At 55.8% G+C, this 26,589-nt stretch carries 25 protein-coding genes; 1 reads left to right on the plus strand and 24 read right to left on the minus strand.

Annotation, left to right across the window (positions count from 1 at the left end):
* Positions 1-183: 183 nt before the first annotated feature.
* The 6 genes from HGBM_RS20625 to HGBM_RS20650 all read right to left on the minus strand — a co-directional run bounded on the left by HGBM_RS20625 (position 184) and on the right by HGBM_RS20650 (position 7,800).
* Positions 184-894: an ABC transporter ATP-binding protein gene (locus HGBM_RS20625; protein ID WP_019122984.1), complete on the minus strand. Its 711-nt coding sequence runs from the start codon at positions 892-894 to the stop codon at positions 184-186.
* Positions 878-2,662: a branched-chain amino acid ABC transporter ATP-binding protein/permease gene (locus HGBM_RS20630; protein ID WP_019122985.1), complete on the minus strand. Its 1,785-nt coding sequence runs from the start codon at positions 2,660-2,662 to the stop codon at positions 878-880. Before HGBM_RS20630 ends, HGBM_RS20625 begins: the two co-directional genes overlap by 17 nt.
* Before the next feature lies 1 nt (position 2,663).
* On the minus strand, positions 2,664-3,551 hold the full coding sequence (locus HGBM_RS20635; protein ID WP_019122986.1) for a branched-chain amino acid ABC transporter permease: 888 nt from the start codon (positions 3,549-3,551) through the stop codon (positions 2,664-2,666).
* A 25-nt stretch (positions 3,552-3,576) separates the two neighbouring features.
* Positions 3,577-4,794: an ABC transporter substrate-binding protein gene (locus HGBM_RS20640; protein WP_019122987.1), complete on the minus strand. Its 1,218-nt coding sequence runs from the start codon at positions 4,792-4,794 to the stop codon at positions 3,577-3,579.
* 185 nt (positions 4,795-4,979) lie between these two features.
* The gene (locus tag HGBM_RS20645; RefSeq protein ID WP_019122988.1) at positions 4,980-6,722 is read right to left on the minus strand and encodes a sigma-54-dependent Fis family transcriptional regulator; all 1,743 of its coding nucleotides are present in this window, start codon (positions 6,720-6,722) and stop codon (positions 4,980-4,982) included.
* Positions 6,723-7,023: 301 nt separating this feature from the next.
* Positions 7,024-7,800 (minus strand): 3-hydroxybutyrate dehydrogenase, encoded by a 777-nt coding sequence (locus tag HGBM_RS20650; protein ID WP_173391405.1) that lies wholly within the window; start codon positions 7,798-7,800, stop codon positions 7,024-7,026.
* A 295-nt stretch (positions 7,801-8,095) separates the two neighbouring features.
* On the opposite strand from HGBM_RS20650, the gene HGBM_RS28145 reads away from it, so the two are divergent.
* The gene (locus HGBM_RS28145) at positions 8,096-8,815 is read left to right on the plus strand and encodes a hypothetical protein (protein ID WP_019122990.1); all 720 of its coding nucleotides are present in this window, start codon (positions 8,096-8,098) and stop codon (positions 8,813-8,815) included.
* 52 nt (positions 8,816-8,867) lie between these two features.
* Here the strand turns inward: HGBM_RS28145 and eutH are convergent, their stop codons facing one another.
* From eutH to HGBM_RS20745, 18 genes are all read right to left on the minus strand, one after another.
* On the minus strand, positions 8,868-10,136 hold the full coding sequence (gene eutH / locus HGBM_RS20660; protein ID WP_019122991.1) for an ethanolamine utilization protein EutH: 1,269 nt from the start codon (positions 10,134-10,136) through the stop codon (positions 8,868-8,870).
* 46 nt (positions 10,137-10,182) lie between these two features.
* Complete coding sequence (eutC, locus tag HGBM_RS20665; RefSeq protein ID WP_019122992.1) at positions 10,183-11,058, minus strand: ethanolamine ammonia-lyase subunit EutC; 876 nt, start codon at positions 11,056-11,058, stop codon at positions 10,183-10,185.
* 25 nt (positions 11,059-11,083) lie between these two features.
* Entirely contained in the window at positions 11,084-12,445 is a 1,362-nt protein-coding gene (locus HGBM_RS20670) for an ethanolamine ammonia-lyase subunit EutB (protein ID WP_026074561.1), read from the minus strand.
* Positions 12,446-12,567: 122 nt separating this feature from the next.
* Complete coding sequence (locus HGBM_RS20675) at positions 12,568-14,121, minus strand: amino acid permease (protein WP_019122994.1); 1,554 nt, start codon at positions 14,119-14,121, stop codon at positions 12,568-12,570.
* Between the two features lie 24 nt (positions 14,122-14,145).
* Positions 14,146-14,283: a hypothetical protein gene (locus HGBM_RS31135; protein WP_019122995.1), complete on the minus strand. Its 138-nt coding sequence runs from the start codon at positions 14,281-14,283 to the stop codon at positions 14,146-14,148.
* A gap of 167 nt (positions 14,284-14,450) precedes the next feature.
* Positions 14,451-15,506 (minus strand): extracellular solute-binding protein, encoded by a 1,056-nt coding sequence (locus tag HGBM_RS20685; RefSeq protein WP_081590270.1) that lies wholly within the window; start codon positions 15,504-15,506, stop codon positions 14,451-14,453.
* Positions 15,507-15,703: 197 nt separating this feature from the next.
* Positions 15,704-15,877 carry a hypothetical protein gene (locus HGBM_RS29835; RefSeq protein WP_019122997.1) on the minus strand — a complete coding sequence of 58 codons (174 nt, stop codon included), beginning with the start codon at positions 15,875-15,877 and terminating at the stop codon, positions 15,704-15,706.
* Complete coding sequence (locus HGBM_RS20695; RefSeq protein WP_019122998.1) at positions 15,870-16,379, minus strand: DUF2179 domain-containing protein; 510 nt, start codon at positions 16,377-16,379, stop codon at positions 15,870-15,872. Before HGBM_RS20695 ends, HGBM_RS29835 begins: the two co-directional genes overlap by 8 nt.
* Before the next feature lie 89 nt (positions 16,380-16,468).
* Complete coding sequence (locus HGBM_RS20700) at positions 16,469-17,122, minus strand: GntR family transcriptional regulator (protein ID WP_019122999.1); 654 nt, start codon at positions 17,120-17,122, stop codon at positions 16,469-16,471.
* A 185-nt stretch (positions 17,123-17,307) separates the two neighbouring features.
* Positions 17,308-17,451, minus strand: a complete 144-nt coding sequence (locus HGBM_RS30505; RefSeq protein ID WP_019123000.1) for a hypothetical protein — start codon at positions 17,449-17,451, stop codon at positions 17,308-17,310.
* Between the two features lie 11 nt (positions 17,452-17,462).
* Complete coding sequence (locus HGBM_RS20710) at positions 17,463-18,962, minus strand: sodium:solute symporter family transporter (RefSeq protein WP_019123001.1); 1,500 nt, start codon at positions 18,960-18,962, stop codon at positions 17,463-17,465.
* A gap of 113 nt (positions 18,963-19,075) precedes the next feature.
* Entirely contained in the window at positions 19,076-20,374 is a 1,299-nt protein-coding gene (locus tag HGBM_RS20715; RefSeq protein ID WP_019123002.1) for an MFS transporter, read from the minus strand.
* The gene (locus tag HGBM_RS20720; RefSeq protein ID WP_019123003.1) at positions 20,371-20,814 is read right to left on the minus strand and encodes a MarR family winged helix-turn-helix transcriptional regulator; all 444 of its coding nucleotides are present in this window, start codon (positions 20,812-20,814) and stop codon (positions 20,371-20,373) included. Before HGBM_RS20720 ends, HGBM_RS20715 begins: the two co-directional genes overlap by 4 nt.
* 114 nt (positions 20,815-20,928) lie before the next feature.
* A complete protein-coding gene (locus tag HGBM_RS20725; protein ID WP_019123004.1) occupies positions 20,929-22,860 on the minus strand; it encodes an AMP-binding protein in 1,932 nt (643 codons plus the stop codon).
* 12 nt (positions 22,861-22,872) lie between these two features.
* Positions 22,873-24,123 (minus strand): ABC transporter substrate-binding protein, encoded by a 1,251-nt coding sequence (locus tag HGBM_RS28150; RefSeq protein ID WP_019123005.1) that lies wholly within the window; start codon positions 24,121-24,123, stop codon positions 22,873-22,875.
* 49 nt (positions 24,124-24,172) lie between these two features.
* Positions 24,173-24,874 carry an ABC transporter ATP-binding protein gene (locus HGBM_RS20735; RefSeq protein WP_019123006.1) on the minus strand — a complete coding sequence of 234 codons (702 nt, stop codon included), beginning with the start codon at positions 24,872-24,874 and terminating at the stop codon, positions 24,173-24,175.
* Positions 24,861-25,634, minus strand: a complete 774-nt coding sequence (locus tag HGBM_RS20740) for an ABC transporter ATP-binding protein (protein WP_019123007.1) — start codon at positions 25,632-25,634, stop codon at positions 24,861-24,863. Before HGBM_RS20740 ends, HGBM_RS20735 begins: the two co-directional genes overlap by 14 nt.
* The gene (locus HGBM_RS20745; protein ID WP_245553031.1) at positions 25,621-26,589 is read right to left on the minus strand and encodes a branched-chain amino acid ABC transporter permease; all 969 of its coding nucleotides are present in this window, start codon (positions 26,587-26,589) and stop codon (positions 25,621-25,623) included. The genes HGBM_RS20740 and HGBM_RS20745 overlap by 14 nt, the downstream gene beginning before the upstream one ends.

The raw sequence follows: 26,589 nt of genomic DNA on the forward strand, positions 1-26,589 counted from the left end.
TTTCATCAATATATATAATTCTGATTAATTTTCGTAATCAATTATTTTTAACCGTGACAGCGGCAGATGCCGTCGGGATCTATCACCCCATTTCATTCAGCAAGGCGACATCTTAATAAAAAAGGCTGTCCGGGACGGCTGATCCAGCCGCTTGAGACAGCCACCTCCCGGCCCGCAGTCAGATCACGCGCCGAGATAGGTTTGAATGATCTTCTCGTCGTGTAAAAGCTCGCTCGAAGCGCCTGTGATTTCCACGGCGCCCGATGAGAGCACATAAGCCCTGTCCGAGATGGAAAGCGCCGCTTTTGCCAGCTGTTCGACCAGCAGGATCGTCTTTCCCTCGGTGCGCAGCTGTGCCACCGTGTCCAGGATCAGCTTGACGAACAGCGGCGAAAGACCCATCGACGGCTCATCGAGCACGATAAATTCGGGGTCGGCCATCAGCGCCCGGGAGAGAGCCAGCATCTGCTGCTCGCCTCCTGAGAGAGTGCCCGCCTGCTGCTTCCTGCGCTCTTTTAACCGGGGGAAGCGGGTGTACTCGCGTTCGATCCACTCTTTTACGAGAGCCGGATTTTTTTTGGTCTTGGTGTATGCTCCCAGGATCAAATTTTCTTCCACGGATTGATCGCCGAATATCTGCCTCCCCTGCGGCACGTGGCCAATCCGTTTTTTCATGATGTCATGGGCCTGGATGCCATTCAGCAATTCTCCCTTGTACCTGACCTCGCCTGAACTGATCTTGACCAGTCCGGTGATCGCCCGCAGCAGCGTCGTTTTGCCCGCTCCGTTGCGGCCGATCAGGGCCACAATCTCGCCCTCGTCGATATGCAGATTGACGCCGCAGAGCGCCTGTGCCCTGCCGTAATGGACGTACAGCTCATTCACCGACAACAAGCTTTGTCACCTCCTCGCCGCCCAGGTACGCCTCGATCACCTGCGGATGTTTCTGGATATGCGCCGGATCGCCTTCCGCGATTTTCTTGCCGAAGTCAAGCACTGTGATCGTGTCGCAGACGTTCATCACGATCTCCATGTGATGTTCGACAAGGATGATCGAGATGCCGATCTCCTTGAGATTGCGGATCACCTTCACGATTTTGTCCACTTCGTACTGGCTCGCCCCCGCTGCGGGTTCGTCCAGGATCAGCAATTGCGGCTTGACCGCCATTGCGCGGGCGATCTCGACGAGCCGCTGTTCGCCGTAGGAGAGATTGGCTGCCATTTCATTCGCCTTTTCAGCCATCCCGACGAAAGCCAGCAAATGCATGGCCTCTTCGCGAAGCCGCTCCTCTTCCCGCCAAAAGCGGGGGGTGTGCAGGAGGTTGGCAAAAAAACCGCTCGTATAGTGCAGATGAAATCCGACCAGCACGTTTTGCAGGACGGTTAGTTCCGAAAAGAGCTGCAAGTTTTGAAAGGTGCGGGTGATCCCGGCCTCCGCCATCTTGTGGGGCGGAAAGCTGGTGACGTTGCGGGTGTTCCAGATCATCTGCCCCGCCGTCGGGACGTATACGCCGCTCAGGACGTTGACGATCGTGCTTTTTCCCGACCCGTTCGGCCCGATCAGCCCCCGCACTTCCGGCCCCTGCAGGGTTAGATCAACCCCGTCGACTGCGCGGTACCCGTCAAATTCCATCACCACTTGCCGGATATCGAGGACCGTCGCCTGTCTTTTTGCCGCCCAGCGCACTTCGGTCCCCAAGGCTTCTCGCGCTCCGTCCGCTTCTTTGGCAAGCGGTAGTGCTTCCCTTCTCTTTCCTTTGACCCGGCCCAGGCTGCCGACGATGCCCTGCGGCAGCAGCACCAGACTGACCAGCAGGATGGCGCCGAAGATCAGCAGATGGTAGTCGTACAAGCTCTGGAATGCCTGCGGCAGCAAGAAAATCACGATTGTGCCGATGACGGGCCCGAGCCGCGTGCCGGCGCCGCCCACGATCACCCCGACCAAAAACAGGATCGATTTGTCCCAGGTAAACGAGTCGCTGTTGAAATAGGAATTTTGAAAAGCGAACAGCGCACCGCCGATCCCGGCAATCGAGGCGCTGACCACAAACGCCAGCACCTTCCAGTTCCGCACGTCGACACCTGCCGTCGCCGCAGCCACCTCGCTGCTGCCCATCGCCTGAAAGGTCCTGCCGACGCGGGAGGTGAACAAATTGTCCGCCAAAACGGTAATGACGAGGGTAATCAGCGCGATCAGCCAGTAGTACTCCACAATCCCAAGCGATAAACCAAGCAGACTGGGCGAATTCAGGTACAGGCCGGCCGGCCCCCCGGTAACTTCTACCCAGCGGTTGGCGATAATCTCGATCAGCATGCCGAACGCGATTGTCACCATCGCCAAATAGGGCCCTTTCGCCCGCAGGGAGAGCATCGCGACGATGCCGCCGGCAGCGGCACAGATGGCCGTGCCCAGGGTCAGGCTGAAGAGAAAGGGAACGCCGGCGTTGTTGAGCAAAGCCGTGCCGTATGCGCCGATGGCAAAAAATCCGGCATGTCCCAGCGACAACTGGCCGGAGAGCCCGACCAGCAGGTTGAGACCGACGACGACGATGTAGGTGTACAGGAAACCCTGGGCCAGGTGAATCAAGTAGGAATTGGGAAAAATCCACGGAAAAAGATACAAAGCTGCTCCGATAGCCGCGTAAATGCCCCACTTTTTCATCTTAAAATTTCTCCTTCACTTTTTTCCCGAAGAGACCTTGCGGCATAAAAATCAGCACGATCAGGATCAGCACAAAGGCACTGGCGTCCTTGTACGCGGAACTGCCCAGCGCAAACACCTGCTCCAGCACGCCGAGCAGCAGGCCGCCGATGAGAATGCCGACAGGGTTATCCAATCCGCCGATAATCGCCGCGGCGAACGCCTTTAGCCCCAGCGTCGCCCCCATGAAAAAAGCGGTGTTGGTAATCGGCCCGACCAATATGCCGCCGATGCCGGCCAGCGCCGAAGAGAGGGCAAAGGCGAGAATGGCCATCGCACGCGGATTAATCCCCATTAAAGCTGCCGCCTCGGGGTTGCATGCGACCGCAGCCAGCGCCTTGCCGAGCAGGGACTTTTTCAGGAAAATGAAAAGGCAGCCCATGATGACAAGCGCACAGACGGCAATGAAAATCTCGTGTTTGGCAATGCCGACGCCCCCAAACCTGAGCACTCCGCTGCCGAACGGGGAAGGAAACGGGATGACGTTCCTTCCCCAGACCAGCATGGCGAGATTGCGAAACATCATCGATACGGCCACCGTGCTCAGGATCCAGCTAATCGATATGAAATTGTTCTGCAGCGGACGTATGGCGATCCGCTCCAATCCCCAGCCCAACAGGCCCATGACCAGACAGGTCACGGCCAGGGTGAGCAATAAAGCGAGAAACACGTTGATTCCAGAAGTCATCAGCGCCCCCAGTGACGTCAATCCCAAAAGCGCCCCGACCATGAGAAAGTCGCCCTGACCGAAATTCAGCGTCCGTGTCGTCACATAGGTAATGTAGTAGCCTTGGGCTATGATTGCGTAGATGCTTCCGAGAATGAATCCGCTTACCACTGCTTGCAGCAACGCGCCTCCTCCTTCCTGCCCGGCGTTACGGTTTCACAATCAAACCGTCTTTATAGGTTGCCAGGAACATATTATCGCTGTTTAGCGCTTCGTGGTTTTCTTTGGTGAACGGCTTGGCATCAATCGCCGTAATCCCCCGAAAACCGTCCGTATTCTCAATGGCATCGCGAATCGCTTTGGGATCGGTGCCCGCTTTCTTCACCGCTTCCAGAATGAGATTGGCGCAGTCATATCCCTGGGCTGAAGCGATCGGGAAGATGTCATCGCCGTACTTCGCCTTCACTTTTTCGTGGAACGCAGCGGCTTCGGGGCTTTGGTCCACCGTAAAGGACTGCACCATGTAGACGTCTTTGTTGACGAGATCGCCAACCAGTTCTTTGACTGTCGGATCGCCCATTGCCCACGACGCGACCGTGACCGGAAAATAGTTTAATTTTTCACGCGATTTCAGGTATTGTGCCGCCTCTGGAGCCAGGCCGTAAAAGATGACGACATCGACGTTTGCCTCGCGCATTTTTGTCAGTTGGGACTCCATGCTGGTGTCGTTCACCTGGAACGATTCGGCTATGGTGAGCTGCATGTTGTACTTGGTTTTCAGCACGTCTTCGACATCGGCTTTACCGCCCTGCCCGTAGCCGGTCGTATCATGCAAAAGACCGATCTTGGCGTACTTTTTTTCCTCGACGATAAATTTCAGCATCGTCTCAACCTGTCCCCGGTCGTAAGGGGCAACCCGGAAAATGTAATTTTTCTCCTGATCAGCGTACTGTGTGGTGATTCCAGTACCCGTTGCGACAGGGATGACCTCCGGAATACCCGCTTCCTGCGGGTACTTGATATGGGCTTTCCCGTTGCCGCTGTTGGCCGGGCCGATAAAAGCGACGACCTTGTCCTGATTGATCAGGCGCTGCACGATTTCAACCGACTTTTCCGGCTTTGCTTCATCGTCGTACACGATCAATTTGGCTTTTTGACCGTTTGCTCCGCCCGCTTCGTTAAACTCATCCACAGCCATTGCAGCAGCCCGTTTGACTGCTTCCCCGAATTTGGCTGTTCCGCCGCTGAGGGAAATGGCGAGACCAATCTTAAATTCTCCGGCATCCCCGCCTGAACTGGTCTGTCCCGGTTCTGATGCCGGATTGGCCGGAGCGGGAGCGCTGGTCTGCTGATCCACCTTTGGGGCGCAGCCGGCAAATCCCATTGAACACAACAAAACTGCAGATAACAGCCACTTTGCTTTCATTCACATCGTCCCCCTTTTCTTCTCACCGAAAGGCACCTTGCAATCGCTGTCATTCTTACTTAGCAAAACCTATGCCAACCGCTGCGGCCGGGAAAGGCAGCGCAGGCAGCGATCTTAGTTGTCGCAGAAAAGAGACAATAGCCTGTTTCGATGGTGAGACATGAAGCCGTGATGAGACATTTTTTTCAAAGCGAGAGCAGACCGTGTCTCTCCAGCTTTCGGTACAGGCTTGCCCGGTGAATGCCCAGCACCTGTGAAGCCTTCACTTTGTTTCCTTGACACTTTTCCAGGGCGAGCTCCAGGACCCGCTTCTCCGTTTTGGCCAACTCGGCCTCCAGGTCAAGTGTGACTGCCTCCCCTTTGAGGATCACCTGCCGGTCCTGCAGATAGGGAGGCAGGTGATCGGGCTGCAGCGTCCCGGAGTCGGCCAACTGCAGCGCCCTCTCCAAGACGTTGTGCATCTCCCTTACATTGCCCGGCCAACTGTGGGAGAGGAAGATCTCTTCCACCCGCGGGCTCAGCTCCGTTACAGCTGTGCACAGCTCCTGATTCAGCTTCCAGATCAGGTGATGCGCAAGGCTCAAAATGGCATGGCCCTGCACTCTCAGCGGCGGGATGCTAATGGTAAAGACGTTCAGCCGGTAGTAGAGGTCTTGTCTGAACCTGCCCTCTGCGATCAGCTTTTCCAAAGGGCGGTGCGTCGCTGCGATCACCCGGATGTCTACGTTGATCGGTTTGGTGGCACCCACCCTCTCTACCTCTCTCTCCTGCAGCACGCGCAGCAGCTTCACCTGCATATCCAAAGGCATGTCTCCCACTTCGTCCAAAAACAGCGTGCCGCCGTGGGCCAATTCGATCTTCCCCGGTTTTCCTCCCTTTTTCGCGCCGGTAAACGCCCCTTCCTCGTAACCGAACAGCTCGGCCTCGATCAAATCCTTCGGGATGGCAGCGCAGTTTACGCGGATAAACGGCCCTTCCCCGCGCGGGCTCGCCTCATGAATCGCGTGAGCAAACAGTTCTTTGCCGGTGCCGCTTTCCCCCAAAATCAAGATCGACGACTTGGTCTTTGCCACCTTTTTCGCCAGCTCGATCGCTTCTGCAAGCAGATGGTGGTCTGAAAATATTGAATTGAAAGAATATTTTGTTCCCATGACACGCTTTAGCTCCTGCCGATAGTAATCCAATTTCCGCTCCATGATGTTGTAGCGCTCGACCAACCCGCGCAGCTCGCGCAAATCGCTGAATAAAACCTTGCCCAATCCCCCGACGATCTCATCACCTTCGCGAAGCGGCATTCTGCTGACGATGATATCCCGATTGCGCAGCCGCATCAAATGGCCCAACTCCGGCTTTCCCGTCTGAATGACCAAATGCATCCGGGTATTCTCGATGACCTCTGTAATGTGTTTGCCGATCGCTTCCTCTATGGTGGTCCCGAGGAAATCGCAGTAGGTTTGATTGATCATCGTAATCCGGCCTTCGCGATCGCACATCACCAGGCCGTCGTACAGCTGATCGACCAATTCCCTGAACTGCTGCAGCTCCCGCTCCTGCGCCGACATCTTTTTAAAGGCGAGCTCGTAAGCGGTGATATCCTGAAACACGGATATTCCCCCGACGATCTCCCCGTCCAGAACATACGGGGTGCGATTTGCCAGAAACATTTTGTCGCCAAACCGGACTTCATTGGCCAAGCTGGGTTTTCCCTCTTTCATCACCTGCAGGATATCCGTCCCTGGCGCAATGCCGGTGATGTTTTGGAATAGGACCTCATGCCGTTTCAAACCCAACATGCCGCAGCCCGCTTGATTGACATACAAAATGACTCCCCGCTTGTCGACGATCATCACGCCATTGCTGAGCGAATCAAGCAATTGTCTCGTCTCCGGCGTCAAACCGTTCTGCAGGACGTCACCAGTTATCCCCATATTTTCCACCTCCGCCTGTACTCTTTATGTTACTTGATCCTAGTGTCAGAATAAAGCGGAATTATTTGAATCGAAACTCTCTTTTCCTTATCGTGAAGGTAAGTGGAAGACGAGGAGGCACTGAAAAGCATACTCGACCATTCGAAAGGTAAACCAAAACCCCGCAAGCGAGGCAGGAGGGCGTGATTCGCGCCCTGGAGGTTTACGATGACGACAATCCCAGAGGGGTTGCGCAATTAATGCGCAGGAACCTGGCGGGGTGAAGCGAACAGGCAGCCCGCCCGGCATCACCGGCGGGCTGCTACTGCGCCGTATAACCGCCGTCGATCACGACGGCCTGCCCCGTTATCCCCGCCGCCTTTTCGCTTGCGAGAAAGACGGCATATGCGGCCACCTCTTGTACGGTGATCAGCCGTTTTTGCGGAACGAGCGGAAATATGACCTGCTCCAACACCTTCTCGACAGGAACCTCTCTGGTCTTTGCCAGATCCTTCATTTGGTTTCGCACCAACGGCGTGTCGACGTAGCCGGGACATAAAGCATTGACCGTGATGCCATGGGCAGCTCCCTCCAGGGCAGCCACCTTGCCAAGACCAATCAACCCATGCTTGGCGCTGTTGTAACCGGCTTTTCCGGCGAAGCCGATCAGCCCGTTGATCGAGGCGATGTTGATGATTCGCCCGAAGCCTTGCCGTTTCATCACGGGAAAGACGTGTTTGATCGCCATAAACGGCGCCACCAGCATCAGCCGGACCATTTGCTCAAACGTCTCCGTGGGAAATTCCTCAATGGGGGCGACGTGCTGCATGCCGGCATTGTTGACGAGAATGTCGATTCGTCCGTACGCTTTTTCTGCCGCTTCCAAGCACTCCTGTATCTCCTGTTCGTTCAGCACATCGCATTTGACGGCAAGCACCTGCAAGCCGTCCGCTCTCAGGTGCTCCGCTGCCTCAGACAAGGCTTCCCGGTTTTTATCCGACAGGACCACCTTTGCCCCCGCTTCTCCCATCTCCTTGGCGATCTGCAGCCCGATCCCGCTGGCAGCCCCCGTAATAAAAGCTGTTCGATCCGTCAGCATCCTGTTCAACGATCATCCCTCCGTCGCGATTGGTGAAATCAATCGGGTTTCCAGTCGTGCACCACGAATATATGCCATAGATAGCAAAAAACGTGCCAGATGCCGTTTGGCGATGGAAAACCTGGTGATTTCCTTCCCGACCGATGTCTCATAAAAGAGACATGTCGCTGCAATGTTGTCTGCGAATGTATCTGTCATGAGACACACTGTCCTTGTTCACGGCTAAACGGCAGATCATGCCGCACTGGTACATGACTTGCAACTCACCGAAGCAAAAAATTTAAGGAGGGGAAGGATGAAACGGAACAGGGTTTCTGCTGTTTTTCAGGCACTGCTGGGGTTGACTCTGGCATGTCCCATGGTTCTGCCCGGTGCAGCCCAAGCGGCTTATTCACCGGTGATTCCCGGAGCGCACAGCGTCACCGTGACCAAGTTTGACGGCAAAAACGGGAATTGGCTGACAACCAAAAACCCCGTCCAGTACGAAAGCGCAATCCAGTACGGCAACCTTGGCTTGGCCCCGACGGCCTGGGGGGATAAGGAAGAGCGAACAGGCTGGCATCACATGTACACACCGGCAGAAATAACGGGCACCCAGGTAAACGGCATGTTTGAAGACGCCAAATTTGTCATCCGCGTACCCGACGATTGGAACGGAAAATTGGTTGTAGCGGGAATTCCCGGCACGCGCAATGAAACCTCTACTGATCTCTTGTTCAGCGATTACGTGCTCGAAAAGGGCTTCGCGTTCGCCGCCATCGATAAAGGCACACAGGGTGAAATCGACCCCAGCGATCCCTTTGCCAAAAGCAAAAACGCGTTGGTCGCCGAAGAGGATACGCTGATGGAGTGGAACGAGCGCTTCAGACAGGTGACAAAAGCCGCCCACCGCTACTTGGCGGAAAACGATCCCGCGAAATGTATCAGGCAGGAGGATCGCAGCACGATTCAAACACCCGGGAATCCGGTCAAAGTGATCGACATCACCACCGGAGAGGAGATCGAGCTATTTTAAGCAAAACGGCTATCCCAGGCAAAGTCCTGCCCGGGATAACCGTATTTCCGTTCTACCCATTCACGCTTGTTTTTACGTCCGTGTCCCGCTCCGACAGGTACTCGCGTGCGCCGATCACGCCGCTTGCCCGGTCCTGTTTTTCCAACTCCAGCGCCTTCGGAACGGATATCCAGTACGCCAGGGCGATTGCCAGAGCGCCGCCCGCCACTTTGCCGATCATCAGCGGCAGGATGATTGTCGGCTGGAAGTTGGCGGAAAAGGCCAGATGATCACCGAACAGAAAGGCGGCACAGACGGCGAAGGCGATATTCAGCACTTTATCCTTCGGGCGCATGTCTCTGATCAGGCGGTACATCGCCAGGATGTTGGCGACAGTGGCCAGGATGCCCGCGCTGCCGACTCCGCTCAGGCCTACTTTATTTCCGACGACGGCCAGCGGTCCCGCCAGGTATTTCTTGATCGTATACACCATCGGGAAAGCCCCGGCCAGCATCACGCCGATGTAGCCCGCCGTCTCCAGCGCGCGGAATTGATCCGCCTGATCGGCGATGATCGGATCGAAGCCCCAGCCGCCGAAAAGCGCCGAAAAAGCCCCGGTGAAGTACTCCACGATGGAAAAGACCAATACCAGCTTGAGGCCGGCATCCATCATCCGCCCGAACCACATGAAGCCTTTGATCATCTGGTCGGGAAAAAACCGAAGTCCCAGCGCGATCGCCACGACAATCACGATCAACGGCGTCAGATTGGACAAGATCGTGCCAAAGCCCAAAGCCAAGTGATAGTCCGATGCCGCTTCCGTAGAGATCTGGCCGCGAACCCCCGCACTCGTCAAAGCGAGGATGGAGTTGGTGATAAACACCCCGACCGGTACGGTCAAGATGCCCGACATGATCCCCAGGGCCATGTACTTGTGATCCCGCTTATCCAGCATGGCGAGGCCCACCGGTATGCTGAAGACGATCGTCGCGCCGGCCATGAAGCCGGTGACCATCGCCATGATCCAGCTCTCCCGACTCGCCGCCAAGGCTTCCGCCAGCTGGTATCCGCCCATGTCCGTCGCAATGAATGTGGTCGCCGCCAGCGCCGGGTCGGCCCCGATCGCGCCGTAGACGGGGCCGAAGACGGCGCAGATGAACTTGGACAAGTACGGAATCGAGGCCATGATTCCGGCTACCGGTACGAAAATCGGGCCAATCGAGTACAGCCCCTGCAAAAACTCTTTTCCCAAGCCTTCCTCGTCATTGCGAATCGCCGCAACGGCACCGGCGACAGCGAATGCCATGATGATGTAAATCACAATCGTACCGATCAACGCCATGTATTTCCCCCCATCCCTTCGATATAACCCTGCCGCTCGCCGCTCGTCAGGAGTTTTTCAACTGCATGTACTTGACCCCGCTCGCTTTGAACCTGAGGATGTCTTCAATCAGATCCGCCAGATGAGCTCCGGCTTCTATCGGCGGTGTCCCGCCGCGGTGAATGTTGGAAATGACGGTCCGGTCCGATTCCACGCTGTTTTCGTTTGGCCGGTAAATCATGTAGGCGCTGAGGCTCTCCGCCGTCGCCAGCCCCGGCCGCTCGCCGATCAGGGAAACGACCACTTCGCACCCGACCAATGCTGCCACCTCATCCTGCACCCAGACCCGGCCGCGCTTGATAAACACAGGCTGCCCGACGCTGATATGCTTCAGCTTCAATCCCTGCAAGAGCGCGGACAAAAGGTCCTTGGTATTCGCTTCGACCGCCGATGAACTGAGCCCGTCGGAGACGATGATCTGCACGTCTTTCCCCTTCTGGCCGTTTTCTTTCAGCCATTGGACCGATTCGTCACACAGTTTCCTGCCCACATCCAGGTTCATCAAATACTCCTGTATATCCGCCGCTCTCGTCTTCAGCACCGGCAGCCCCAGGTCGCGCAGAAAATCTTCGCTCACGTCTTTCATCACAGCATCGTGGGCAGCTGCCTGGTCGATTCGAAACTGCAGATAGCTGGTCGTCTTCATCCGCGTGCCGGCCCGGCCAATCGCGATACGCGCGGGAGTAATCTGCCTGGCCCGCTCGATGGTCTGAGGATTCCGCGGATTGGTCAGCCCCATCTCCTTTTCTTCGGGAAAATAGATGGTTCCCGCATCTGCCGGCTCCGTCGTCTGTTCCCCGCCCCCGGGCTGCTTTGCCTCCGTTCGCCGGGAGAGCTCCTGCAGCACTTTTTCAACAATTGCTTCCATATCAAACTGGGACATCACGCCTCACCTCCGCCTTACAGTCCTAATCAAATATCGACAAATCCCCGGCCTGCTCCGTCAACCGGCCGTCCTGCATAATCCCCATCCGCTCCAGCCACTTTTCGAACTCTCGCAGCGGCCGCAATCCGAGCATCTCCCGCAAACTGGCGTCATCGTGGTAGCTGGTGTCCTGATAGCTGAGCATGACATCGTCGCCGCCCGGCAGTCCCATGTAAAAGTTGGCTCCGGCTACCGTCGTCAGGATGCCGGCGATTTCCTGGTCGTTCTGGTCGGCGTACATGTGGTTGGTGTAGGTAGGGGCGATCCCCATCGGCAGGCCGTGCAGTTTCCCCATGAACAGATCCTCCAAGTCGGCCCGGATCACCTGGCGGCCGTCGTAAAGCGTCTCCGGGCCGATGAACCCGGACACGTTATTGACCATGAACGGCTGCCAATGTTTCGCGTAACCGTATGTCCTCGCCTCCAGCGTCTGCATGTCGACGCCCAGATCGGCGTCGAGGGAAACCTCCGAGCCTTGTCCCGTCTCGAAGTACATGACGTTCGGCCCTGTGGAAGTCCCCATCTGCCGCATCATCTCCATCCCCTCATCGAGGATCGCCCGGGAAATTCCGAACGCTTCGTTTGCCTGCTGGGTCCCCGCCAGACTCTGGAACATCAGGGCGATCGGAGCCCCGTTTTGCAGTGCTTTCATCTGTGTGGTGATATGCGCCAGGACGCAGTTTTGCGTCGGGATGTTCCACTTGCTGATGAAGTCGTGGCTCATGTGGAGCAGCCGGGATACGCTCTCCACCGAATCGTTGTTGGGGTTGATCCCGATCACGGCATCCCCTGATCCGTAGGACAGCCCTTCCTTGATCGAAGCCAGAATGCCTTCGGGATCATCGGTGGGGTGGTTGGGCTGAATCCGGAACGCCAGCCTGCCCGGCTCCCCGATGAGGGTGTTGCAATACGCCTGGTTGCGGATTTTTTGGGAGGCGATGACGAGATCGAGACTGGACATCAACTTCGCGACCGCGGAGATCATCTCGCTGGTCAATCCACGGCTGATGCGGGACAGCTGGGAAAGTCCCGTCTTGTGGGAGAGGATGTACTCCCTGAGCTCCCCTACTGTCCACCCCTTGATTTCGTTGTAGATAAACAGGTTCAAGTCGTCGTAAATGATCCGTGTCACCTCGTCTGTCTCATACGGAATCAGCGGGTTTTCGTAGATGTCCTTTAACTGCAGCTCGCTCAAAACCACCTTGGCCGCCATCCGTTCGAGCGCGGAGGCGGCGGCGATTTTATTCAACCGGTCGCCGGACTTTTCCTCGCTCGCTTTCGCCATCACCTCTTTGATCGAGGAAAAGGCGTAGTGCTGCCCTCTCACCATACACGACAACTTCACTTGGGGATCCCTCCTTGGCCTTGTCCAGCTTATTGGAAAAGAAGGCGCCTGAGCCGCTCTCGATCTGCGAGAGCCGATCCAGGCCGCCGCTGCCAGGCCGGTTCAGTCAGCGAACCGGGCTGTTAGACTGAGTGCGTATTGTCCTGTGCGGAATACCTTTCCTCCTTTTTCAGGATATCTTCCAAAGAAGTGTTCAGCGCTGCTTCCGGGCCTTCAAAGTTGTTTTTGTAGTAGGCGAAATCCATGATCAGCAGGATCGCGAACATGGCGGCCAAAGCGTACGCTGCGTTTTCGTTTGGCGGAATGATCATCATGATCGAGATAAAGCCGATCCAGATCAGGCTGAGCACATTGATCGGCTTGCTCCACCTGCCCAAATTCCACGGCCCGAGGTGTTTGGCCTGGAAAGTTCCCTTCGCTTCGGCCCGCAGCTTCAAGTAAATCGGGATGCCGTAGGCGACATACAGTCCGACCACGCTGACCGCCGTCAGGAAGGCGATCGTGGTATAGGCGGTGTTCGGATTGACCGTCTTGATGATGTAGTCGACCAATGCCAGGGCAAAAGAAAGGATCACAACCAGCCAGATCGCTTTTGCCGGGGTGCGGTATTTTTTCGAGATTTCCGCCCACTGACGGCTCCAGGGCATGCCTTTGTCGCGGGAGAACGCGTACATCATCCGGGAAAACGAAGTGATGGAGGACAGCCCGCAAAACCACATGGCAAACGTCACCAGCCAGAGCACGACCCCGCCAAACGTCCCGCCCAGCGCCTGGGTGATGATGTAGATGTAGGCGTTGTCAGACGTGGCGGCAGCGGCTGCGTCCTTGATCGACAGCGTCACCACGGACAGCATGAGGAACCCGAAGATGAACGAAAAGGCCACGGAACTGAAAATCCCCCAGGGTGCCCGCACCCGCGGATGGACAGTCTCTTCGATCGTGTGGGCCGAAGCGTCGTATCCGGTGTACGTCCACTGCGCCTGCAAGAGTCCGATCAGAAACGCAATCATGTACGGTTTGTCGGAGAACGTCTGCCCGACCTGGAACAGGTACTCCACCGGCTGCAGGCTGTCCTTGGTAAAGAAGGCCAGGCTGACCACGAGGATCACAACCACGCCGATGTGATACCAGGCGGAGAAATCGTTGAGCCGGGCGACCACGCGAATCCCGATGTGATTGAGGATGCCGTGCAGCAGCAGGGTGACGGCAAATACGATCAGAGTGGTCGTCTCGGTCGAGGTGTACCCGAACGACCCGGCCAGCAGCGGATCGGCGAACAGCGCAAACGAATAATCGATCCCCGCCACGATCCCGACCTGTCCGATCAGGTTGATCCACGCCGTGTACCAGCCCCAGCGCTTGTTGGCGAGAATCGCCGCCCAGTGGTACAGCGCTCCTGCCGTGGGGATCGCCGACGTCAACTCCGCCATCGAAGCCGCGATCAGCAGGACAAAAAACGAAACGATTGGCCACCCCAGCCCCATCATGCCCGGTCCGCCGTAGTACAGACCGTGGGTGTAAAGCGAAACAGCGCCCGTTAAAATGGATATAATCGAAAACGAGATCGCAAAGTTTGAAAACCCGCCCATGTCGCGCAGCAGTTCCTGGGCGTAGCCAAATTGGTTCAGGTACTTTTTATCTTCCTGCAGTTGTCTTTGCTTGTTTTGATGGTCCATGATCTTCCCCCCCTATGGCATGGTTCACTTCTTCGCCTTGTGACCGATAAAGCTCTCATGGCTGCGCTCATCAAAATTTCGCACGGATTGGTTCGCCTTGTAACCGATTGCAACGGCTGCCGCCAAGACGAGAAGCAGGAGAAAAAACCCAAGAATCATCATCTACGCCACCTCCTTTTTTCCTCATGTATTCTTTATAAATTTCAAAATTCCGAATATTTAGTCTTGAATGTATTCTCTCATATGATTTACCAGCTTGTAAAGATTTCCGCCTGGAATCAGAGAGACGAAAATTGGCCGGAGAATGGCAGTGTCTCCGGCCGAACACGTTATTTTTTCCCTTTTCCCTTAATGTTTTCGTCCCAGTACTGCATCCAGTCTTTTTCTTTCTCCGCCATCACGTCCCAGTCGAGGTCGAGCGGCTTCAGCTCCATATCCTTCATCCAGTCCGGCAAGCTGTCTTTATTGATGTCCGTGCGTGTCGGGATCTGGTAGCGCTCATTCGCCAGCTTTAACGCCACCTCTTCGCTGAACAGATGCTCGTAAAACTTCTTGGCCGCATCCATGTTTTTGGCGCCTTTGACGATGCCGACGCCGTCGACGAGGATCGGAGCGCCGCTGGCCGGATAGATGAAGTCAAAGGGATGGTTGTTCTGCTTGCTCTGCAGCAGCACGTCCTGCAGATTCCACAGGGATATCGCGCCTTCCTGGCGATCCAGCTTCAGGTACAGGTTGGTCGGGTCCTGGGTGTATTCCTTGGTGTTGGCGTCCAGTTTTTTCAGCCATTCATAGCCTTTTTCCGGCGTGTCCGCCCCTTGGCGGTAGATCATCGCGGAATAGATCGTCCGCATCGTCCCAGAGACCAGGACGCCGCGAATCACGATCTTGTCCTTGTATTTGGGATCGAGCAGGTCGTCCCAATCTTTTGGCGCATCCTCTTTCTTGATCGCCTGCGGATTGTACATGATGACCTCCGGCAGAAGCATTTCACCGTACCAAAAGTCGCCCGGGTCCTTGTACTCATCCGGCACCTTGTCGGCGAAACTGGGTTTATAACTCTCCAGCAAGCCCTCATTTACTGCTGCGCTGAACGCCGATTGCGTCCCGCCCCACCAAAAATCGGCCTGCGGGTTGGCCTTCTCGGCGCGGATCCGCTCCAGGATCTGCTGCGCCCCCATGGTGTAAAACTCGACTTCGATATCGGGATACTTCTCTTGAAACGAGGGCTGAACAATTTCAAAAATATTCTTGTCCCGTGCCGTGTAAATGACCAGCTTTTGCTTCTCGGGCGGCTTTGGCGCTTCTGTCTTCGGCTGTTCGTTCTGCGGTGCCGGAGCGCTGCCATCAGCCGGCTTCGCCTCCTGTCCCGCTCCGCAGGCGGTCATGATGACCAACAGACAGCTGGCACTGATGGCGCCCAGCCATTTCCTTGCTGACGTACGGAATCCCTTTTTCACGAAAATCCCCCCTGATTCCTATGAACTGCCTGGAATGATCTAAATATATGTGTGATTCATTTCCGCATTCCATCATTCGCCAAATTCCTTTGGATTCCTCCCCGCAAAAAAGAAGACGGCCCTTTCTACATCAGGGTCGTCCCATCCCGCCTTTGCTTATAGGGTTCGAACATCTTGGTCCCATAAGGATGAACAGCCGCCGCCAGTTTTTCGTAATACGGGATGACGCCGTCATGGTGGGCCGCAATCGTATCCGAGGTCATGGAGGCACTGGGATGCACGGCATTCGCCTCAAGCACGATTAATCCTGCCCCGCCAGAAGCCCCCGACAGAATGTGTGATGTCATAAGAGATAATGAAGGCCTTGGCATCTGTCTGTTTGATCGACGACAGCAGATCGGCGTATTCTTTGCGCTTTGCGATGACCAGGTAGACCTTCCTGTAACCGCTTGCGCCTTGCCCCATCCAGGTGGTCACTCCGTATCCTCTGTCCCGCAGCTTTTGCTCCAATTCAAGCTCGTTGTCAGTGATGATCTGCAGTCCGATGTACCCCAAGGCGATTTTTTGTTCAATATAGGTTCCCAGCAAAATTCCGATCCCGTAAGATGCGCTGTAGATAATAATGCCCCAAAACGATTCGAGGTTGTTCAGCACAAGGGCAAGCCCGTAGATGTACACCAGAATTTCAATCGTGCCGATCATGGCAGCCAGTAGCTTCCGGCCCTTGATCATCAGTACTACCCGAAAGGAATTAAGCGAAACGTACGTAATTTGAATGAGACCCATCAACACGTAAACCATTGTCCTCGACCCCAGTCCCTCGTCATTGGTGCAGCCTGTTTTTTTTATCGGATGTTTGAAATCGTTTGCAACATTTCAGTCGTAAACCGTCATGGACATATCATTAAATCAATATGCTCCTTAAGCGCTTGGATCGCTTTGTTCAGATCACCCGTTCGGCAGACTTGCAGCAGCTTCTCATGCGGCTCGACGAACTCGGCCAAGTACTGGTCGGGATTTTTCTGCTCCAAGTGCTGGTAGGCGTAGTGCAGACGGATGCGATTCATGATCGTCTCCCAGACCGTGGTGATGCTCTCCATCCCTGATGACTCAATCATCACCTGGTGGAATTGAAGATCCAGTTCAACGATCATATACAGTTCCTGCAGGATAACCCCCTTTTTCATCTCCTGGATGATGCTGGCGAGTGTGTCAAACGTTTGCTCATTCCATAAATGAAGCCCCTTTTTCAGCGCATGCGTCTCCATGTTCCTTCGCATCGGAATCAGCAGTTCGACGACTTCTTCCTCCGATATGGCGGCCACTTTTGTCTCCTTGTACGGGGTCGATATGACGTAGCCTTCCATTTCAAGCTGTTGAATGGCCTCCCGGATCGGCCCCCGGCTCACCCCCAGATCGCTTGCAAGCTGGGTTTCCGTGAGTTTGTCGCCTGGACGCAAATTCCCCTGAAAAATCAACCTCCGAATCTCATTGGCGATACGGTACCTCATGGAGGATTTGGCAATGCTATGTTTCAAATCCATCACTCTTTCCTGACGAAACAAAAATTGTTGTTGCGGTGTAAGTTGTTAGATTGTTAATTGTAGACAACGTTCCGTGTTTCGATATTACAATATTACGATTATTTTGTAAACGGTTGATTTCGACAAAAAAGGACGTCCCAAGCGGATTGACCGATCCGTTCGGGACATCCTTTATGCCTGCCCTGTTACTCCTCTTGACCCGTCCTGTTCCTGCGCATGCCAAGCTGCCCGATGATTTCCCGAATGGATACCACCGCAATGAACAGCATGCCGGCACCGCCCCAGAGAAAGACCAGCCAGTTGTAAAACACATACATCGACAGCGACATGCTTCTCCCCCCTACATCTTGACCCGGTGCTCAGGCTGATAGCGCTTCAGCTTCCCAAAGTCGAATCTGCTCGTGGAAAACGGCAGCGACAGCAGGATCAGCAGAAACGGCACGCCCAGCGACAGCATATTGCCGACAAACCAGTTGATGTCGTCATCGGAAATGGCAAAGTAAGCAGCCAAACCAGCCGCCAATCCGAGAAAAATGGACGCAAACGCTGCCCGGGTGTGCAGCCTTGGCGACCAAAGGCCGATGATCAGGGCTGCGGTCGGAGCGGCGAACAAGATCCCGCTGAAGATATCGAGCTTTAACAAGGAGACCCCGTCGAGCAGCATGGCACACAGCCCGATGATGATGCCCGCCAGCAGGGTAACCCTTTTGCCGAACCTCGTCTGCTCCTTCTCTTCCGCCTGCCGGTTGATATATTTTTTGTAAAAATCGATCGTAAACATCGCCTGGACGCCGGCCAGGCCGTTGCCGCCCGTAGTCAAGCCCGCCATGAAGATCAGGATGACAAACGCAGCCGCTCCGTAGCTGCCGAGGAAGTGGCTGAAAATATACGGCGCCGCACCAGTCGAGACAGCCAGTTCTTCGGGTGTCACGCGAAGGGCGAACACGCCGCCGCCCACAACATTTCCGAAGATGATCGGGATGGGCAGCCAGGCCAGGATCGTGCCGACCAGATACGCCCACATCAAGCTGCGGGAATTGGCCGCTGAGGCTGCTGTCGAGTAGTACCCCTGGCTCAGCAGCACCTGCCCCATCGCCACGACCACGGCGGAAAACCCGTAGCGCAATCCGGCGGCGCCAAAGAAGTTCAGCGCCTCCGGGTTGTAGTTGGGATTGGCCGGGTTGCTCTGTGCATCAAGCAGCCCGTTGTACATGTTCTCCAGGCCGATTTCCCTGATCAACAGCGGAACAGTGATAAATACCACAAGCATAATGACGAGGAATTGAAAGACGGAATTAAAAATCGAGCCGCGAAGGCCGGCAACAGCGATATAGCCGGCAAACAGGACCGCCGAGACGAACGCGACCAGCTTGTAGTTCATCCCGAAGGCGTATTGAAAGGCGTAAGCGATGCCCACCGACTGCATGACACAGACGTACAGGACGAGGGCAACGCCAAAGGCAAAAAACAGATTGGCCAGCCGCTCTCCAAAACGCTCGCGGATAAATTCGATAAAAGTGGTCGTCCGCGGCATCACTTTCCTTAAGCGAAGCGCGACGGGAATAAAGATGACAAACGGAACGATTGCCCCCCAGCCGTAGTTGAATCCGCCGCTGACGCCGAACCAGATGCCCGCCTCGGACGCGCCCATGATCGTTCCTGTCCAGACCCAGGCAGTAAATACGCTCGCCGATATAATCCCAAATGGAACCCGTCTCCCCGCCGCCACCAATTCGTCGACGCTGTCGAGGGGAAACCTCTTGTTGAGAAACCACGCAATGAAAAGAAGCACAGCACCAAACACGCAAAAGATCAGGTAGCCGGCCGCAGCAGTTGACATTCACACCCCTCCTTTGAAAACACTCGCGTCAAAAACCAAGCTGTGTCCGAAGATATAGTTTAGTATGTGAAGAGAAGCAATTGCAACCCGCTACCGGCATTTTTTTGGTGGAATCACGCTTCACTGGGTGAAACCGACGGCCTGGTTTGGGCAACTTTGCGGGGTTCGGGAAGGAAGAGATTGAGTACAGACGCTCCTGCCAGCAAGAGAAACGCAGAGTAAAAAGCCAGATTGTAGTCGCCCGTCGCGTTGTACAGCAGTCCCGGAAAGTAAGCTCCCAATGCGGAGCCGATCTGGTGGCTGAAAAACAGCCACCCCAAAATCAAACCGACTGACCCCTGTTTGAAATACTGGGTTGCCAACATTTGTGTCGGGGCTACCGTAGCAAAGTCAACCATGCCGAACGAAATGGCAAAGATCAGCAGCAGAGATGGATGGTTTACGAAAAAGCCCAGAAAGTCGACATTGCTTACACATACCGCCAGGACGATAATTGTCGCTGCCCGGCAGGCGTACAAACAAGCGAGAAATTTTCTGCTGCTCCAGCGGTCTGCGACATAGCCTGACAGCAAAGTGCCCAAAATGTTAAAGGCAGCCAAGAGGCTAACCGCTGTACCTGTTACGGCAGTGGGAAATCCGCACAACTGGGCAAAGGGAATCAGGTGGGTATCCATTAATCCGGTCGTTGTGTATCCGCAGATAAAAAACGGCAATACGAGAAACCAAAACTGCCGTGTCCGGACAACACTCCAATCAGACGGCTTTTGCGGCTGCTGGTGTTTTTCTTGGGGCTGCTCCTCCTCTCGGTAACCGCCAATCGGCTGTAAATTCTTTTCAGCGGGACGATTTCGCAAAAGCAGCCACGCAGTGGGAAACACCGCAATCAGTAAAAACAACCCCAAGACAATAACCGTCCATTGCCAATCAAACGAATGAATGAAAAACAGGGAAGCGGGAACCAGGATCAACTGCCCTGCCCCAAAGCCGGCCTCCATAATGCCAAAAGCCAGGCCCCGTTTTTCGTGAAACCAGTTTGTTACCGCGACAGTTGCCGCTACGTTTGATGCTCCGCCAACGCCAAAAGAGATGACGATTCCGTATAATACAAACATTTGCCACAGAGCGGTTGCCGGGTAGCTTAAGAGGAGACTCACGCCCACCAGCAGCGCGCTGACCGACAAAATCATTCGAACCCCAAATCTGTCGATGAGTCTGCCGATAAACGGCTGAGAGAGTCCATAGACGATGAAGCTTACGGTAGAAATAAGCGAAATGGTCCCTCGGTCTGCTGCAAACTCCTTTTCCCACGGCTCAATAAAGGCGCCAAATGACAGGCGGACTCCCTGCACCGCTACTAACGTGAAAAATATGACAACCAAGATCACCCAAGCGTAGTGAATGTTTCTTTTCATGTTGACTGTCCACCATATCCTTCTTGGTTCAAGCCCAATTTTGTCAGCATTTTTTTAAACAACCTTACCTCTTCTTCGTTAAAATCAGACATGGCCGCTGCATTTACCTCATCCATGATCTGATTTAACGGAATTTGCAATTCCCTCCCTTTTGAAGTCAGGTAAATCAAGTTAATTCGTCGATCCCCGGGGTCAGGACGCCGTTCTACCAGCCCATTTTGTACCAATCGATCCAGCACTCCCGTCATCGTCGCGCCGTCCAATTGCAGGCGTTTCGCCAGCTCAGTCCCTTTTTGTCCGTCTTTCTCCCACAGCAAATGCAACAAGGTAAACTGTACAGGGGTAACTCCAAAATGGCTTAATTTCTCTTTTCCGAGATGGGAAACTTTATGAAAGGACTTGCCTAACAAAAAACACAAACAATCCTCAATTTTTTCCATGAATACCTCCTGTATTTTGGAAAAATGATTTCGCTAAAAATAATAGCACACAAATTATTTGTGCACAAATAATTTGTGTGCTAAATACTTATCGTTTACTTCCTCTCTCTGCCGCTACTTTGCCCGAATATTCCCGATCGACTCCGGATTGTCCAGAGAGCTCAGATCACCGGGGTCCTGATTCAGGTAAGCGGCGCGGATGGCCCGGCGCATGATTTTGGCGCTGCGCGTCTTCGGCAGTTCTGTGACAAAGTGCAGCTCTTTGGGCCGAAGCGATTTCCCCAGCCGGTCTGTCACCATCTGCATCAGCTCGTTGTGCAGCTTTCCGCCGGGATCCTGCCCTTCGTTCAAGACGACAAAACAGACGGGCACTTCGCCTTTCAGCTCATCCGGGACGCCGATGACGCCCGCTTCCATCACGGCGGGGTGGTCCACCAGAATCAATTCGATCTCTGCAGGCCCCATCCGCTTGCCCGCCACATTCAGCGTATCATCGGAGCGTCCGATGATGGTCCAAAAATCATCGGCGTCCCGCAGCACGGCATCGCCGTGAATCCACGTGTCGTCCCACACCGTCCAGTAAGTGTTTTCGTAGCGTTCGGGCTCCTGCCAAAACCCGTGCGTCATGCCCAGCCAGGGCTGCCTGATGACCAGTTCACCGGCAGCTCCCCTGACCGGACGCTTCTGCGGGTCGTAGACATCGGCATCCATGCCGAGCAGAGCGGAGTTAAACCCGCCGGGGGCGATTGGCTTCAAGAGAGTGTTGCTCACAATGCCTCCGCCAATCTCCGTGCCGCCGGAGATGTTCAGGATGGGCACCTTGCTGCGGCCCACTTTTTCGAACAGCCACATCCAGGCCCGCGGATCCCACGGCTCGCCCGTCGAAGCGATCCCCTGCAAGCTGGACAGGTCGAAACGGCCGGGCAACTCCTCCCCGTACTGCATGATGGAGCGGATCAGCGTGGGGGCAATGCCCAAAAGCGAGACCCGATGCTTCTCCAACGCCGCCCACAGCCGGTCGGGGCGGGGATAGTCCGGAGCGCCTTCATAGAGCATGACGGCCCCGCCATTTGCCAGCGCACCGAATACGACGATCGGCCCCATCACCCAGCCCATGTCCGTGAGCCAAAAGAGCGTTTCGCCGGGATGCAGGTCGAGATTGTACCCGATCTCAAAAGCCGCCCGGATGGCGAAGCTGCCGTGCGTGTGGACGGTTCCCTTGGGCCGCCCGGTAGTGCCCGATGTGTAGATGATCACGAACGGGTCCATGCTGCCCATCCGCTCTGTCGGCGCCTCCCCGGCGCCTGTCTCCAATTCGGCCCAGTCTACGTCCCTGTCCGGGCGCCAGGATGTTTTCCTGTCGTGGCGGCGAACCACCACGACCTTTTCCACACAGCCGGCCAGCTCTGCCGCCTGGTCTGCCGCTTCTTTCATTGGAATGAACTTGCCGCGGCGAAGCTGCCCGTCTGCCGTGATTAGCATCTTCGCCTGAGCGCTGGCCAGCCGCTTGGCGATGGGATCGGCGCCGAACCCCGAATATGCCGCGGTAAATACGGCGCCGATCTTGGCGATGGCAAGTACGGCCACGACCGTTTCGGGAATCATCGGCAGGTAGATGCCGATCCGGTCTCCCCGCCGGACTCCCTGGCGCTTTAGTCCGTCGGCCACGCGGTTTACCCGCGCGGCCAACTCCCGGTAGGTGTACTTCTCCACCGCCCCGTCTTCCCGCTCCCAGACGAGCGCCAGCCGCCCGGCGGACGCGGGATCGCGCAGCCATTTGTCCAGCGCGTTGTGGACGGCGTTCAGCTTGCCGCCGGCAAACCACTCGGGCCACTTCATCCCGCGGGAGAGGTCGAGCGTCTGCGTGTACGGCTCAAACCATTCCGTCCCGACCGCTTTCTCCGCTTCTCCCCAAAACCAGGCGATGTCGCCAATCGACGCCTGGTACAATTGATCGTAATCCTGGAACCCCTGCTGCGTCATCCAGCGATACAACCGCGATCTTTGCAGGGTCTCCGCTGATGGAAACCACACCGGCTCGGCCACAGCCTTCCCTCCTCACTTCCCGTAAATAAAGGTCTTGGTACCGGGATCGTACTTGACGGGCCCTTCTACCTTCTCCAGCTTCCCGTCTTTTGCCTGGGTCAAGAACAGCGTCGTCTGTCCGTAGCGTGTATCGGGCGTGTAGAACACGTCGTGGTACAGAGAACCGTCCCAATCCTTCAACGTCTCCATCTGGGCGATGAAGTTGTCCCAGGTGAGGTTGTCGCCGCTGCGTTTGATCCCTTCCACGAGAATTTGCGCCGCCGCCCATCCCGCCTGGGCGCTGCCGTTCGGGCTGGAGTTCGGGAAATCCTTTGTAAACTGATCGAGGAATTCCTTCAGCTTGGGATTGTCTGTCTCGTCGATGGTGGGCATGGACAGCGTCGAATAGACACCGTTCCAGCTTTCCCCCGCCAGGTCGAACATCACCTTCTGGTCCATCCCGATGGCGTAGGTGACCATCAGCGGAATATTGGTGGCGTCGATTTTGGCCAGCTGGGTTCGCAGCGCGGCGGCCGGCTTCTGCACGCCTGTCATGATGATGACATCGGGACTTAGCTGCTTGAGCTTCTGGGCGTGCGAGCTGAAGTCGACATCCTGCACGTTGTAGGGAAGCTCCCCGGCGATTTCTACTCCGCCCAGCGCCTGCGCATACTCTCTGGCCCCGTTCAGTCCTTCTTTTCCGTAGTCGTCATTCTCGTAGATGATCGCGATTCGCTTGGCGCCCATTTTCCTGACGGCGTAGTCGACGAAGAACTGCCCTTCGATCTTGTAGTTCATCTGCGCGCCGAACCAGTTCTTGCGGATCGGCTCAAGAAAGGCGCTGGTGGATGCCGGAGACGGCCCGACCATCGGGATTTCCGAGAACAGCGATTCCGCCGCCTGGTGGCAGGGCGTGCAGGTCGTCGCCACGATGGCAAACACTTTGTCTTCCTGCACCAGTTTGGTCGCCACCGGCACGGTTTTGCTCGGCTGGTATTCGTTGTCGTAGGCGATCAGCTTCAACTTCCGGCCGTTTACACCGCCCTGCGCATTCACCAGGTTGACGTATGACTGAATCCCCTGCCGGATGGTGTCGTAGTTGGCGGCAAACCCGGTCTGCGGACCAAAGTGGCCGATCAGAATCTCGCTGTCTGTCACCCCTTGGGCATACTTGCCATCGCCGGAAGTCGGCGATGTTCCGCTCGTGCCGCACCCGGCCAATCCGATTGCCAACAGGGAAGCGGCCAGCATCGTTCGAAACCGAAACATTCTGCTTTTTTTCATGAGAACCCTCCTCATATTGGACCGTTGCTGAATGGGGAAATCCCGATCATCACCCTCCCAGATAAAGCCGCTTGATCTGTTCGCTCTGCTTCAGTTGATCACTGCTCCCTTCCAGCTCGATTCGCCCGTTTTCCAGCACGTAGGCGTAATCGGATATTTCCAACGCTTTATGGGCGTTCTGCTCCACCAGGAGGATGGCAGTGCCCTCGTCGTTGATCTGCTTGATGATGCCGAAGATGTCCCGCACAATATTGGGAGCGAGGCCGAGCGAGGGTTCGTCCAGCAGCAGCAGCTGCGGTTTTGCCATCAGCGAACGGCCGATGGCGAGCATCTGCTGTTCTCCGCCGCTCAACGTTCCCGCTATTTGGCTCCGCCGCTCTTTCAGCCGGGGAAAATAGCGGAACACCTTTTCAAAATCTGCTTTGACCATCTCGTCGCGGCGGGTGTAAGCGCCAATCTGCAGGTTTTCCTCGACGGTGAACTTGGGGAAAATCCGCCTGTTCTCCGGGCAGTGGATGATCCCCTTTTTCACGACATCGCTGGCGCTTTGCTGCAAGAGCGATTCCCCGGCAAACTGAATCGCCCCTTCCTTCGGCTGCACCTGTCTTGATATCGCTCGCAAGGTCGTCGATTTCCCCGCCCCGTTTGCCCCCAGGAGAGCCACGATGCTCCCCGGCTTTACCCGGAGCGAAACGCCGCGCAGGGCATGCACATATCCATAATGGACAGACAGGTTTTCAATGGCCAGCACCAGTCTCCACCTCCCCCAAGTACGCCTCGATCACTTCCTGGTTCTGCTGGACCTCATGGGGCAAGCCCTCGGCAATCTTTCTCCCGAAGTTCATCACCGTAATGTAGTCGGATATATTCATCACCAGCGACATATCGTGTTCGATCAAGAGAACGGTAATCCCCATCTCCTCCCTAAGCCGCCTGATCAGCCCACCCAGGTGTTCCGTTTCTGTCGGATTCATCCCGGCAACCGGCTCATCCAGCAGCAGCAGTTTGGGCTTGGTCATCAGCGCCCTGCCGATATCCACCATTTTTTGATAGCCAAAAGGAAGATTCCTCACCTCTTCACCGGCCATCTGCGACAGGCCGAGCAGCTCCAAGACTTCCTCCGCCCGGTTCCGGGCCGCTCTTTCCGATTTGCGAAACGACGGCAGGCGAAACGCGATCGCAAACGGATTTTGCTTGATCGCGGGATGCAGGCCGGTCAACAGGTTGTCGATCACGGACATTTTCGAGAACAGTTCGACGTTTTGAAAGCTGCGGGCGATTCCCAGGGAAATGATCTGGTACGGCTTGTATCCGCCGATGTCCTCCCCTTGAAAACGGATGTGCCCAAAATGGGGAGTGTACAGTCGATTGATGCAGTTAAACGTGGTCGTTTTGCCCGCTCCGTTGGGGCCGATCAGCGAGTAAATCTGCCCTTCCCGCACCGTAAATGAAAGCTGGTTGATCGCCGTCAAGCCGCCGAAGGCAAGGGTCACGTTCTCAAATGTTAACAAATGGGCTCACCTCGCCTTCCTCTCCGGTTTGCGCCGCTTGTGCCTGCCTTCTCCGCCGCTTCCACAGCGAGGCCAGCCCATGCGGCAAAAACAGGATGATCGCCCCCATCGCAAGGCCAATGACTGCATTGGTGACACCGATCCACCTATCGGTCATGTACGGCAAAAGCGTCAGCAGCGCCGCACCGAGGATCGATCCCGGCAAAGAAGCAAGGCCGCCGACGACAATCATCGCCAGGATCAAAAACGACGTCGTCAGGGTGAAGTCGTTCGGACTGATAAAGCCGACCATGAAGACGTAGAGTCCGCCGGCCAAGCCGGTGAAGAAAGCGCTGAGGGCAAACATGAACGCCTTGTACAAGGGAACGTTGATGCCCATGACCTCGGCTGCGATCTCGCTTTCACGGATCGCGATAAACGCTCTGCCCAAACGGCTGTGGATCAGGTTGTAGATGATCCAGGCCAAAAATGCGGTGACGAAGACGACCAGATAGTAAAACGGCGTGCTGCCGGCAAATAAACCCGGCTTTTTGACCGATATCCCGGCAAACCCGCCGGTCAAGGAGTCCCATTTCATCGCGATCAGCGGAATCGACACGGCAAATCCCAGCGTGGCGACGGCGAGAAAGTGTCCTTTTAGTCTGACAGCCGGAATCCCGATGAGCAGCCCGATCACCCCTGTCACCACGCCGCCGAGCGGCAGGGCAAGCCAGAATGCGACCCCCAGCTTGGTGGAAAAAATGGCCGCGGCATATGCTCCGATAGCCAAAAACCCGGAGTGGCCGACGGAGATTTGGCCCCCGTACCCGGTCAGGAGGTTAAGCGCCATCGCCGATATGGCGTTGATGCCCACCATGTTGATCAGGATGATGTAGTAGTTGGAGCCGCCGACGATCACCGGATAGAGAAGAATCAGGATCGCCGGCAGCCAGAGCCATTTATGCTGCAGGAGCAT

It is taken from the genome of Brevibacillus massiliensis (assembly GCF_000311785.1).
GTDB classification, from domain to species: Bacteria; Bacillota; Bacilli; order Brevibacillales; family Brevibacillaceae; genus Brevibacillus_C; species Brevibacillus_C massiliensis.

Coding starts and splice junctions, on each gene's coding strand:
- HGBM_RS20720 (WP_019123003.1), bottom strand. CDS start 20,814: ATGGAAAAAATTGAGGATTGTTTGTGTTTTTTGTTAGGCAAGTCCTTT.
- HGBM_RS20650 (WP_173391405.1), bottom strand. CDS start 7,800: ATGCTGACGGATCGAACAGCTTTTATTACGGGGGCTGCCAGCGGGATC.
- eutH (WP_019122991.1), bottom strand. CDS start 10,136: ATGGCGTTGATCGGTACGATTGTGATTTACATCATCATGGCATTCGCT.
- HGBM_RS20710 (WP_019123001.1), bottom strand. CDS start 18,962: ATGTCAACTGCTGCGGCCGGCTACCTGATCTTTTGCGTGTTTGGTGCT.
- HGBM_RS20700 (WP_019122999.1), bottom strand. CDS start 17,122: ATGGATTTGAAACATAGCATTGCCAAATCCTCCATGAGGTACCGTATC.
- eutC (WP_019122992.1), bottom strand. CDS start 11,058: ATGTCCCAGTTTGATATGGAAGCAATTGTTGAAAAAGTGCTGCAGGAG.
- HGBM_RS20630 (WP_019122985.1), bottom strand. CDS start 2,662: ATGAAAAAGTGGGGCATTTACGCGGCTATCGGAGCAGCTTTGTATCTT.
- HGBM_RS28150 (WP_019123005.1), bottom strand. CDS start 24,123: ATGAAAAAAAGCAGAATGTTTCGGTTTCGAACGATGCTGGCCGCTTCC.
- HGBM_RS28145 (WP_019122990.1), top strand. CDS start 8,096: ATGAAACGGAACAGGGTTTCTGCTGTTTTTCAGGCACTGCTGGGGTTG.
- HGBM_RS30505 (WP_019123000.1), bottom strand. CDS start 17,451: ATGTCGCTGTCGATGTATGTGTTTTACAACTGGCTGGTCTTTCTCTGG.
- HGBM_RS20675 (WP_019122994.1), bottom strand. CDS start 14,121: ATGGACCATCAAAACAAGCAAAGACAACTGCAGGAAGATAAAAAGTAC.
- HGBM_RS20640 (WP_019122987.1), bottom strand. CDS start 4,794: ATGAAAGCAAAGTGGCTGTTATCTGCAGTTTTGTTGTGTTCAATGGGA.
- HGBM_RS20745 (WP_245553031.1), bottom strand. CDS start 26,589: ATGCTCCTGCAGCATAAATGGCTCTGGCTGCCGGCGATCCTGATTCTT.
- HGBM_RS20715 (WP_019123002.1), bottom strand. CDS start 20,374: ATGAAAAGAAACATTCACTACGCTTGGGTGATCTTGGTTGTCATATTT.
- HGBM_RS20695 (WP_019122998.1), bottom strand. CDS start 16,379: ATGGTTTACGTGTTGATGGGTCTCATTCAAATTACGTACGTTTCGCTT.
- HGBM_RS31135 (WP_019122995.1), bottom strand. CDS start 14,283: ATGATGATTCTTGGGTTTTTTCTCCTGCTTCTCGTCTTGGCGGCAGCC.
- HGBM_RS20645 (WP_019122988.1), bottom strand. CDS start 6,722: ATGGGGATAACTGGTGACGTCCTGCAGAACGGTTTGACGCCGGAGACG.
- HGBM_RS20685 (WP_081590270.1), bottom strand. CDS start 15,506: ATGACCGCCTGCGGAGCGGGACAGGAGGCGAAGCCGGCTGATGGCAGC.